This is a genomic window from Bacteroides sp. 2201st1_D9_2201SCRN_220225 (genome assembly GCF_040928965.1).
Taxonomy (GTDB): Bacteria; Bacteroidota; Bacteroidia; order Bacteroidales; family Bacteroidaceae; genus Bacteroides; species Bacteroides stercoris.
Map to the genome: position 1 here is coordinate 1 of NZ_JBCODG010000104.1, position 11305 is coordinate 11305.

The 11305-nt window shown below is 46.0% G+C and carries 10 protein-coding genes; 9 read left to right on the forward strand and 1 reads right to left on the reverse strand.

Features of this window, described 5'->3' with window-relative positions; translation table 11 throughout:
• Positions 1-816: 816 nt before the first annotated feature.
• Positions 817-1791: a DUF5106 domain-containing protein gene (locus AB5903_RS20735; protein WP_368118217.1), complete on the forward strand. Its 975-nt coding sequence runs from the start codon at positions 817-819 to the stop codon at positions 1789-1791.
• A 109-nt stretch (positions 1792-1900) separates the two neighbouring features.
• Here the strand turns inward: AB5903_RS20735 and AB5903_RS20740 are convergent, their stop codons facing one another.
• Positions 1901-2476, reverse strand: a complete 576-nt coding sequence (locus AB5903_RS20740; RefSeq protein ID WP_117984210.1) for an HdeD family acid-resistance protein — start codon at positions 2474-2476, stop codon at positions 1901-1903.
• A gap of 541 nt (positions 2477-3017) precedes the next feature.
• Between AB5903_RS20740 and trpB the strand changes: the two genes are divergently transcribed.
• The 8 genes from trpB (at position 3018) to AB5903_RS20780 (ending at position 10905) form a co-directional block, all read left to right on the forward strand.
• Positions 3018-4199, forward strand: a complete 1182-nt coding sequence (gene trpB, locus AB5903_RS20745) for a tryptophan synthase subunit beta (RefSeq protein WP_368118209.1) — start codon at positions 3018-3020, stop codon at positions 4197-4199.
• A 10-nt stretch (positions 4200-4209) separates the two neighbouring features.
• The gene (locus AB5903_RS20750; protein WP_368118210.1) at positions 4210-5610 is read left to right on the forward strand and encodes an anthranilate synthase component I family protein; all 1401 of its coding nucleotides are present in this window, start codon (positions 4210-4212) and stop codon (positions 5608-5610) included.
• Between the two features lie 70 nt (positions 5611-5680).
• Positions 5681-6241, forward strand: coding sequence for an aminodeoxychorismate/anthranilate synthase component II (locus AB5903_RS20755; RefSeq protein ID WP_368118211.1), 561 nt, complete (start codon positions 5681-5683; stop codon positions 6239-6241).
• Between the two features lie 28 nt (positions 6242-6269).
• Positions 6270-7265 carry an anthranilate phosphoribosyltransferase gene (gene trpD / locus AB5903_RS20760; protein ID WP_368118212.1) on the forward strand — a complete coding sequence of 332 codons (996 nt, stop codon included), beginning with the start codon at positions 6270-6272 and terminating at the stop codon, positions 7263-7265.
• 61 nt (positions 7266-7326) lie between these two features.
• Positions 7327-8187, forward strand: a complete 861-nt coding sequence (gene trpC, locus AB5903_RS20765) for an indole-3-glycerol phosphate synthase TrpC (RefSeq protein ID WP_368118213.1) — start codon at positions 7327-7329, stop codon at positions 8185-8187.
• Positions 8188-8221: 34 nt separating this feature from the next.
• Complete coding sequence (locus tag AB5903_RS20770) at positions 8222-8854, forward strand: phosphoribosylanthranilate isomerase (RefSeq protein WP_186909111.1); 633 nt, start codon at positions 8222-8224, stop codon at positions 8852-8854.
• Positions 8855-8919: 65 nt separating this feature from the next.
• Positions 8920-9717, forward strand: a complete 798-nt coding sequence (gene trpA / locus AB5903_RS20775) for a tryptophan synthase subunit alpha (RefSeq protein WP_368118215.1) — start codon at positions 8920-8922, stop codon at positions 9715-9717.
• 147 nt (positions 9718-9864) lie between these two features.
• On the forward strand, positions 9865-10905 hold the full coding sequence (locus tag AB5903_RS20780) for an asparaginase (RefSeq protein ID WP_016662765.1): 1041 nt from the start codon (positions 9865-9867) through the stop codon (positions 10903-10905).
• Positions 10906-11305 lie beyond the last annotated feature (400 nt).

Sequence of the window (11305 nt, forward strand, 5' to 3'; positions counted from 1 at the left end):
CTGCTTACTTTTTGAAAGCGGGTGCAAAGGTAAGAACTTTATTTCATATCTTCCAAATATTTCCGGAAGTTTTTTTTCATTCTGCTTTTTCAAAAGGGAATTTCAGAAAGAAACAAGTCCCAAGCAGAAGAAATATGTAAGAGTTCCTACGCCGTTCCTGTCAGAATGTCAATACATCGCTGCTCCCGTTCTCGAAAGCGGGGGCAAAAGTAGGACTTTATAACATACAAGCCAAATATATAAGGGGATTTTTTCGCGTTTTCCTTAAACATTTTTTATAAAACGCTGATTGACAAATGTGTTGAAGAACATATTTTTTTTAAGGAGGATGAAAAGCCAGACAAAAGGGACACATTATAATATATGCGCATGCGCGCGAAAGAAAACAGCGGAAAGCTGAAAGAAAATACGGAGATACGGAAGGGCATTGTATGACACCCGGGTCTTGACATGTTCAACACCCGGGTCTCGGCATGTTCGACATCCGGGTCTCGGCACGTTCGACACCCGGGTGTCAGACACAAGAAAAAGGCTAACGGGACAGAACAGAAAAGTAGAAACTGACAATGTGCAGTAAGCATAGGAAAAGTGAATAACTAACAAAAGACTTAATTTTCAAATCAGAATTTGGTTTTCTTTCTTGCAAGTGCAAGATTTTCTTGATAACTTGCACCATATTTCTTTTAATTTTACGTAATACGTTATTACTTGAAACTCAAATTCTAAGAATAATTTATTGGATAGAGAAAAATGGCCTTTTTCTTTTCGAGTAAAAAAAATGAAACAGTACCTAATTTTACATCTATTTTAGATTATATGAAATACAAAAAGATCATAGAATTGTTGCCAGCTTACACATTATTTATTTTCCTATTAAGTTCAAACAGTGCATGTAGTAATGGGCAAGCAAATAATAAACAGACGGAAGACACTGTAACAGATACTATTACAACTTTCGTATACCCCGAAGTGCCCACAATGTTGAACACTCCCGAATTACGCGCCGACTATCTGGCACGTCACTATTGGGAGCATGTAAACTTTGCCGATACCAACTACATACATCACCCCGAAGTGACGGAGCAGGCTTGGGTGAATTTTATTGATATATTACAACTGGTACCTGCTCAAACAAGGGATATTGCTTTAAAAACTTTATTTACACAAGCTGAAAAAGAGAAAAAGTGCTATACATATCTGACTTCTCTTGCAGACAAGTACCTGTACGATCCCAACTCACCGATGCGTAATGAAGAACTATACATATCTGTTTTAGATGCCATGTTGCAATCTCCTGTTATGGATAATACAGAAAAAATACGTCCCAAAGCCCGGCGGGAACTGGCACAAAAAAATAGAAAAGGAACTAAAGCATTGGACTTTGTCTATACGCTTGCCAATGGCAAACAAGGCAATTTGTATAGCATAAAGGCTCCCTATACCCTATTATTCATCAATAATCCCGGCTGTCATGCCTGCAGCGAAACGATAGAAACATTGAAACAAAGCCCTTCCATCTGCCAAGCTATCATACAGAACCAGATGAAAGTCCTTTCCATTTACCCCGATATTGATTTAGAAGAATGGCGGAGACACCTCTCCGATTTTCCTTCAGAATGGATTAATGCCTACGACAAAGAACAAGCAATCGAACTAAAAAGCCTTTACGACTTAAAAGCTATCCCGACTTTATATCTATTGAATAAAAACAAAACTGTATTGTTGAAAGATGTTACAGCTCAAGAAATAGAGGAATACTTACAGAATATTTCTAAAAACACTCCAGAGTGACAAGCTACATAGTATTGTCATACAAAACGCAACAAAGCATCTTTCATCAGAGAATAGATGCTTTGCTGCGTTTTATGTAATAGAGAGTATATTGTCTAAAACATATACATCATTCTATTATTTTTGCATCTTCGATGTCATCATCACTCTTGCTGCCGGCAACAGGTGCTTTAGGACGAAGACGGGTAAATTTGAACCAGTTTATCAATTCCGAAACCGCGTAGACCAAACTGGTGATTCCGATAATGATAAACGCCGTGGAACGCACGCCCGTAGGATTGAACAGCGCAACCAACCCAGCCAGCAATATAGCCACCGGAACGACGTAGAATCCGCCCGGCACAGGCGTCCATCTGCGGGCAGCCGACAGCGAGGCTATCTGCTGCACACCACCCATCACGAGGATAAAGCCCAGCACGAACGTCAGCAAATCGGCAAAAAAGCCCGGCATAATAACCAGCCATAGTCCAAATAACAGGCTTCCTATCCCCTCGATAGGAAATCGGCGGCGCACTTCTGCATTTTGAGCATAATATCCTATAATACTAATAAGCGAAGGCACAAGGAAAATGACGCCAATCGTTATCACAAAATAATCACCGGCCTGATTGGGAAACATCACCAGCACCAAACCGATTACCAGCGCACACACAGCGCGCAAAAACGAATAACTTAATCCTTTCATGAGTCTTTGATTTTTTGCGAAGATACATTATTTATCCGAACAACCTCGCATGATAATACTGAAAAATCAATTTACATTGAGCCAGGCATTCAAGTCTTCGGCTATAAAAAGCCAATACAATAATAAAACAATGGCAATAATCACACCTATAGTAATCAGATGTTTCCGTTTCATAGTCCGTTCCTTTCTTTTTTATAGTAAATAATAGTATCCGCCATAAACAACAAAACTTTAAGAAAAAAGTTCTCATAAGAAAAAAAAGAAAGATTTGCTTTGATTATTAAAACAATGTGCTTATATTTGCCTCGGTCAAAAATAAAAAAGATAATGAAAACAATGTTCGTAAATACATATTGGTGGTGGCATCCGTTACAACTCCGGCAGTCGTAAGGGAGCAGTGCTCGTATGTATATATGTACAATATAGATATAAAAAGAGCCCTGTCGCACCAAGCGACGGGGCTCTTTTATTTAAACGATGTATATAGCTAACAGTTCGCAACCGGTAACTGGCAGCCAACAATTAAATAATAAAACAATATATGGTTAGTTTCTTAGTTGACAAAGAAGGTTATTACGGAGAATTCGGCGGAGCATACGTTCCCGAAATACTCCACAGGTGTGTAGAGGAATTGCAGAAAACCTATCTCGCAGTCCTGCAAAGTAAAGATTTCAAGCAGGAATACGACCGGTTGCTGCGCGACTACGTAGGACGTCCCTCACCGCTCTACCAGGCACAGCGTCTGTCGGAAAAGTACGGTTGCCGGATTTACCTGAAACGGGAAGACCTGAATCATACCGGCGCACACAAAATCAACAATACCATCGGGCAGATTCTGCTGGCACGCCGTATGGGCAAACGCCGCATCATAGCCGAAACAGGTGCCGGACAGCACGGCGTTGCCACAGCCACCGTATGTGCATTGATGAATATGGAGTGCATTGTATATATGGGCAAGACCGATGTGGAACGCCAGCACGTCAACGTAGAGAAGATGAAGATGCTGGGTGCAACCGTAGTACCCGTGACCAGCGGAAACATGACCTTAAAGGATGCCACCAACGAAGCCATACGCGACTGGTGCTGCCACCCCGCCGACACCTACTACGTCATCGGCTCCACCGTAGGTCCGCACCCCTACCCCGATATGGTGGCACGCCTGCAATCGGTTATCAGTGAGGAAATCAAAAAACAGCTCATGGAAAAAGAAGGACGCGAGTCTCCGGACTATCTCATAGCCTGCATAGGCGGTGGAAGCAATGCTGCCGGAACCATTTACCACTATGTGGACGACCGCCAGGTACAGATTGTCCTTGCCGAAGCCGGAGGCAAAGGGATAGAAACAGGAATGACTGCCGCTACCATTGCCTTAGGCAAATTGGGCATTATCCATGGAGCACGCACCTACGTTATCCAAAACGAGGATGGGCAGATTGAAGAGCCTTACTCCATCTCCGCCGGACTGGATTATCCGGGCATCGGCCCCATGCATGCCAACCTTGCCGCACAAAAGCGCGCCATCGTTCTCTCCGTAAATGACGACGAGGCCATCCGCGCCGCCTACGAACTGACTAAGCTCGAAGGCATCATCCCCGCATTGGAAAGCGCCCACGCCCTCGGTGCATTGAAGAAGCTGAACTTCAAAACCGATGATGTGGTGGTACTGACCGTTTCGGGACGGGGGGATAAGGATGTAGAAACGTATTTGATGTATAAAGAATAAAATACAAAATATGAAGTATGATTATCAGACAGTGAGCCGCACGATGCTCGGCGACTTACATACACCCGTAAGCACGTATCTGAAGGTGCGCGACATTTTTCCTCAAAGTGCACTCATGGAGAGTTCCGACTATCATGGCAGTGAAAACAACCGCTCATTCATCGGACTTTGTCCGGTAGCAAGCGTCAGTATAGACCACGCTGTTGCCGTGTTCTGTCTGCCCGACGGCACACGTGAGGAACATCCCGTTACAGAAGAATACCATGCGGAAAATGCGTTACGCGATTTCCTCAACCGCTTTCACGTGGAAGGAGAATACAGCGACTATTGCGGTCTGTACGGTTACACATCTTTCAATGCTGTACGCTATTTTGAGAACATCGCCGTAAAAGACAGTCGCGAAGCCACCAACGATGCACCGGATATACTATACATATTATATAAGTATCTTATCGTCTTTAATGACTTCAAAAATGAAATGCTGTTACTGGAGATGCTTGCTCCCGATGAGAAGAGCGAACTGGACAAGGTGCAGAAAGCCATTCACAACCGCAACTACACAGCCTATGACTTCCGTGCTGTTGGCGAAACCACTTCTTCACTGACCGATGAGGAACACAAAGCCAATATCCGCCGAGGAATAGCCCACTGCATGCGGGGAGATGTTTTCCAAATAGTCCTCTCCCGCCGTTTCGAACAACGTTTCGTAGGCGACGACTTCAAGCTTTACCGTGCTTTGCGCAGCATCAACCCATCTCCATATCTGTTTTACTTTGATTTCGGCGGTTTCCGTATCTTCGGCTCTTCTCCCGAAACGCACTGCCGCATTGAAGGCCGCCATGCCTATATAGATCCCATCGCCGGCACTGCCAAGCGTACCGGAAATCCGGAACAGGATGCTGCAAATGCCCGGTACCTGCACGACGACCCCAAAGAAAATGCAGAGCATGTGATGCTGGTAGACCTTGCCCGCAACGACCTCAGCCGCAACTGCCATGACGTAAAAGTGGACTTTTACAAAGAGATGCAATATTACAGTCACGTCATTCACCTCGTGAGCCGTGTCAGCGGTACGCTGAACAGTGATACAGACTCTATCAGGACATTTATCGATACCTTCCCGGCCGGAACCTTGAGCGGCGCACCGAAAGTTCGCGCCATGCAGCTTATCAGCGAACTGGAGCCGCATAACCGTGGCGCATACGGCGGCTGTATCGGATTCATCGGCTTGAACGGCAGCCTGAACCAGGCTATCACCATCCGTACATTCGTCAGCCGCAACGGGATGTTATGGTTTCAGGCAGGCGGCGGCATCGTAGCCAAAAGTAATGCCGAATACGAGCTGCAAGAGGTGAACAACAAACTGGGAGCATTGAAGAAGGCAATTGCCATGGCGGAGAATTCCCTGTAAAACAGAAAATCGGCCAATTGTATAAATCAACAAGAGTATCAAAAGTAAATTAATCAAACAGTTAATAACAATGGTAGTAATCATAGACAATTATGACTCCTTCACCTATAACCTTGCGCACTTGGTGAAAGAACTCGGCGTAGCGGTAGATGTACTGCGCAATGACCAATTCAGCATAGAAGAATTGGAACAATACGATAAAATCATCCTTTCACCCGGTCCCGGTGTACCCGAAGAAGCAGGATTACTGCTGGATGTAATACGCACCTACGCAGGCAAGAAACCAATACTGGGCGTATGCCTGGGAGAACAAGCCATCGGACAGGCATTCGGTGGGAAATTAGTCAACCTCAGCACAGTGTTTCATGGTGTACAGACCATGATACGGCTGACAGAACCGGATTACATTTTCCGGGGATTACCCGCAGAAATAGCCGTAGGACGCTATCACTCCTGGGTAGTAGATACTGAAAAACTGCCCGAAACGCTTGCCGTTACAGCTGTCAGTCCCGAAGGGCAGATTATGGCACTGAAACATCGGGAATATGATGTCCGAGGCATCCAGTTTCATCCGGAATCCGTACTTACCCCGGACGGGAAGCAGATTATGAAGAACTGGCTGGAAGAATAACCTATTTTTAAACCACAAACTTAATCAGATGAAAACAATATTAACCCGGCTCTTCAATCATGAAGAACTCACTGCAGAAGAAAGCAAACAAATCCTGCTCAATATCAGCCGGGAGATGTATTCCGAAGCACAGATAGCCGCACTGCTCACAGTCTTTCAGATGCGCAGCATCACAGTAGACGAGCTGGCAGGCTTTCGCGAAGCACTTATGGAGACACGCCTCCCGATAGACTTTGCGCCTTACCGCCCCATTGATATCGTAGGTACAGGCGGTGACGGGAAGAACACCTTCAACATCTCCACCTGCGCCAGTTTTGTTGTGGCAGGAGCAGGTTATAAAGTAGCCAAACATGGCAACTACGGTGCTACTTCCGTCAGTGGAGCAAGCAACGTAATAGAACAGCATGGCGTGCGCTTCACCAACAATCCCGACATATTGAAGCGAAGCATGGAAGAGTGTAACATAGCCTACCTGCACGCCCAACTGTTCAATCCAGCCATGAAATTCGTAGGTCCTGTCCGCAAAGCCTTGGGAGTACGCACACTGTTCAACTTGCTGGGACCGCTGGTAAACCCGTGTCAGCCCGCCTATCAGCTATTAGGCGTAGCCGACCTCGCGCAAATGCGTCTCTATACGAACGTTTTCTACAGACTCGGCATCGACTTTGCCGTAGTCAATAGTCTGGACAATTACGATGAAATCTCACTGACCGATGAATTCAAAGTGATGACACGTCATTATGAACGCATCTATCGGCCACAAGCTCTCGGTTTCAGCGCAGTACGTCCCGAAGAACTTTCCGGCGGAGCCTGCAAGGAAGATGCGGCACGTATCTTCGACAATATCCTGAACAACCGCGCAGAAGCCGCCCAGACTCAATGTGTCATTGTCAATGCCGCCTTCGCCATTCAGGTCATGGAATCGGAAAAGGAGATTGAAGAGTGTATTGCCATAGCCCGCGAATCGCTGGAAAGCGGACGGGCACTGAAAACATTGAAAAAGTTTATAGAAATTAACCAGTAAGGGATGAAGTGCGAAAAGGTATCTATAGCCGCATATCCCGTAACTCTTCACTAAAACAGCCATGAAAGATATTTTATCGGAAATCATCGCTCATAAACGAATTGAAATAGAACTGCAAAAGCGAGCCGTCTCCCTCGAAAGGCTACAGGAAGAGGTTGCCGCCATGATGCAGAAAAATGCTACTGCCGGAACTTCTGTAACCATACCTGTCCGCAGCATGAAACAGGCACTTGCTTCCTCACCCACGGGAATCATTGCCGAATTCAAACGCCGTTCTCCTTCGAAAGGATGGATACATGAGGCTGCCCGTGCCGAAGAAATACCCACTGCATACGAAACAGCCGGTGCTTCCGCAGTCTCTATCCTTACGGACGAAAAATTCTTTGGCGGTTCGCTGCAAGATATACGCATGGCACGCCCACTGGTCGGCATTCCTATCTTGCGAAAGGATTTCATCATCGATGAATACCAACTGCTCCAAGCACGTAACATAGGGGCTGATGCAGTATTGCTTATCGCCGCTTGCCTGACACAAGAAGAATGTGCCACCCTTACCGCCCGGGCACATGCCCTGGGATTGGAAGTGCTACTCGAAATCCACACTTTCTCCGAACTCGCTTATGTAAACGCGGATGTGGACATGGTAGGCGTCAACAACCGTAATCTCGGCACATTCGTCACCGATGTGAAAAACTCTTTCCATATAGCCGAAAAACTCCGGCAGATACCGGCCACAGCTCAGGATTCTTCCGACAGCCAAAGCCTGCCGCTACTTGTTTCGGAAAGCGGAATTTCACATCCCGAAACCATTTGCCGGCTGCGCGCTGCAGGTTTCCGCGGCTTCCTCATCGGAGAAACCTTTATGAAAACCCGCCGGCCGGGAGATGCATTAAAAGATTTCATTTCTCCACTCCGTTCCTGAAAATGAAGTATTAATTACATAAATCATTAAAAAAATGGCTCCTCTTATCATCAAAGTATGTGGCATGACCGAAGCGGAAAACATCCGCAATGTAGAACAACTGGATGTAGATATGATAGGCTTTATCTTCTATCCCAAGTCTCCCCGTTGCCTGTGCGAGATACCGGCATATCTTCCGGTTCGTGCAAAGCGCGTGGGAGTCTTCGTCAATGAAAGTAAGGAAACTATCCTGATGTATGCCGACCGTTTTGCGCTGGACTACATCCAGCTTCATGGCAGCGAATCGCCCGGATATTGCCGTTCCTTACGCGGCAGCGGTCTGCACCTTATCAAGGCATTTTCCATTTCACAGTCAAAAGACCTGGCAACCGTTTCCGCTTACAAAGGATTATGTGATTATTACCTCTTTGATGCCAAGACATCACTGTATGGCGGCTCCGGTAACCAGTTCGACTGGAACCTGCTACACCGTTACAGCGGAATGACGCCTTTTCTGCTCAGCGGCGGAATCAACCCTTACAGCATTAAAGCAATCAGGGAGTTTCATCACCCCAAATTAGCCGGTATCGACATCAACAGCCGCTTTGAAACGGCTCCGGGACAAAAAGATGTGGAACGCATCGGAAAATTCCTCCAGGCAATAAGAACCGGTGAAACTGCCGGCTGACGACACAACCGCGGACCAGCAGACAACGTAACCTTCAATAATAAATCTGTAATAACAAACTCATTATGAATCGTATCAACCAACTCTTCCAAGACAATCCCCAAGACCTGCTGTCTATCTATTTTTGTGCCGGCCACCCCACACTCGACGGTACAGCCGATGTAATCCGTATACTCGAAAAGAACGGAGTGAACATGATAGAAATCGGTATCCCCTTCAGCGACCCGATGGCAGACGGCATCGTCATTCAAGATGCCGCCACCCGCGCCCTGCGCAACGGAATGTCTCTCCGCATCCTCTTTGAGCAGTTGCAGGACATCCGCCGGGATGTCCGTATCCCGCTGATATTAATGGGCTATCTCAACCCGATTATGCAGTTCGGCTTTGAGGCTTTCTGCCGGAAATGTACGGAATGCGGCATCGATGGCGTAATCATCCCCGACCTGCCTTTCAGGGAATACGAAGAAAATTATAAGGCCGTCGCACAGAAATACGACATACGGGTCATCATGCTCATCACCCCCGAAACCAGCGAAAAACGCATCCGCGAAATAGATGCCCATACCGACGGATTCATCTATATGGTATCATCAGCAGCCACCACCGGCGCGCAGAAAGATTTCGACACCCGGAAACAAGTCTATTTCAAGAAGATTCAAGATATGAACCTGCGCAATCCACGCATGGTAGGTTTCGGCATCAGTAACCGGCAGACGTTCGATACAACCTGCTCCCATGCGTCCGGAGCCATTATCGGAAGCCGCTTCGTTACCCTGCTCGACGAATACAAAGGAAACGCACAAAAAGCCATCTCACATCTGAAAGAAGATTTGGGTAAAAGCGGTAAAGCGGTAGGACAGTAAGACAACTTAAATTCCATTTTTTTTACGTATCTCTGTGAATAATACAAAGATAAGCTACATTTCAGCATAAAAAATGGACAAGTTCATTTTATTCTGTTATCGGTTTACATTATCTTTGTGCCCGAAAAAAAGAAAAAAGAGATATTTATGAAAGCAGATTATCCTTCCGTTCTCTTGATTTACACGGGCGGAACTATCGGAATGATAGAAAATCCGGAAACAGGTGCACTGGAAAATTTCAATTTCGCCCACCTGCTCAAGCATGTTCCCGAATTGAAGCGCTTCAACTATCACATCTCGTCCTATCAGTTCGATCCGCCTATCGACTCCTCTGACATGGAACCTTCCCTATGGGCCAAAATTGTCGCGATTATAAATGACAACTACGAAAACTTCGACGGCTTTGTCATCCTGCACGGAACCGACACTATGGCATATACGGCATCGGCACTCAGCTTCATGCTCGAAAACCTTGCAAAGCCGGTTATCCTTACCGGTTCGCAGCTACCCATCGGGACATTGCGCACGGACGGAAAAGAAAATCTGATTACTTCCATCGAAATAGCTGCCGCCAAACGTCCGGACGGCACAGCCCTTGTCCCCGAAGTGTGCATCTTCTTTGAAAATGAACTGATGCGCGGCAACCGGACTACCAAAATCAATGCCGAAAATTTCAACGCTTTCCGCTCTTTCAATTACCCCGCTCTGGCAAAAGCAGGAATCCATATCCGTTACAACGAACACATCATCCGTCGCCCCGACCCTGCACGACCGATGAAGCCGCATTATCTTTTCGACACCAATGTCGTAGTCCTCACCTTGTTTCCGGGTATTCAAGAAAGCATCATCGATTCTGTACTTCACGTTCCGGGATTGAAAGCAGTGGTTCTCAAGACATTCGGTTCCGGCAATGCACCGCAAAAGGACTGGTTCATCCGGCAACTGAAGGACGCAACAGAACGAGGCATCGTCATTGTCAACATTACCCAATGCCAAAGCGGCGGTGTTGAGATGGGACGCTACGAAACCGGACTGCATCTGCTCGAAGCCGGCGTTATCAGCGGCTACGACAGTACGCCCGAATGCGCTGTTACCAAACTCATGTTCCTGCTCGGGCACGGACTTAGCCAGGCGGAAATCCGTCGCCGGATGAATTCGGATTTGGCAGGGGAAATTACCAAAGAGTAATTTCCTCTTTTTTTCCTCTTTACTCCCTTTCAGACTTCTCCTTTTTATTCGCTCTAGACAATATTTACAAGTTTTCAAAACGGGTAAATGGTCGGATTTAGCAAAATATTCGCCTTGTTTTATCAAAAAAATACAATACCTGCAAGTAACAATCCGAATATTATGGCTATCTTTGCAGCATATTCAATTAAAAGTTGATTATTTTATTCAATAAGCAAACAAAACATAAAAACATTATAAATCAGCCTATGGAATTATTCTACCGTTTTTCAGTTGTTAGAGACTGAAATATAGCCAACCTATATGGCAACCCGAAAAACGTGAAGAAATACACCAGAAAACATATTCTCACGTTTTTTCTCATTTTGCGTTAAAGCAGGTTAGCAAATATTCATTGTCG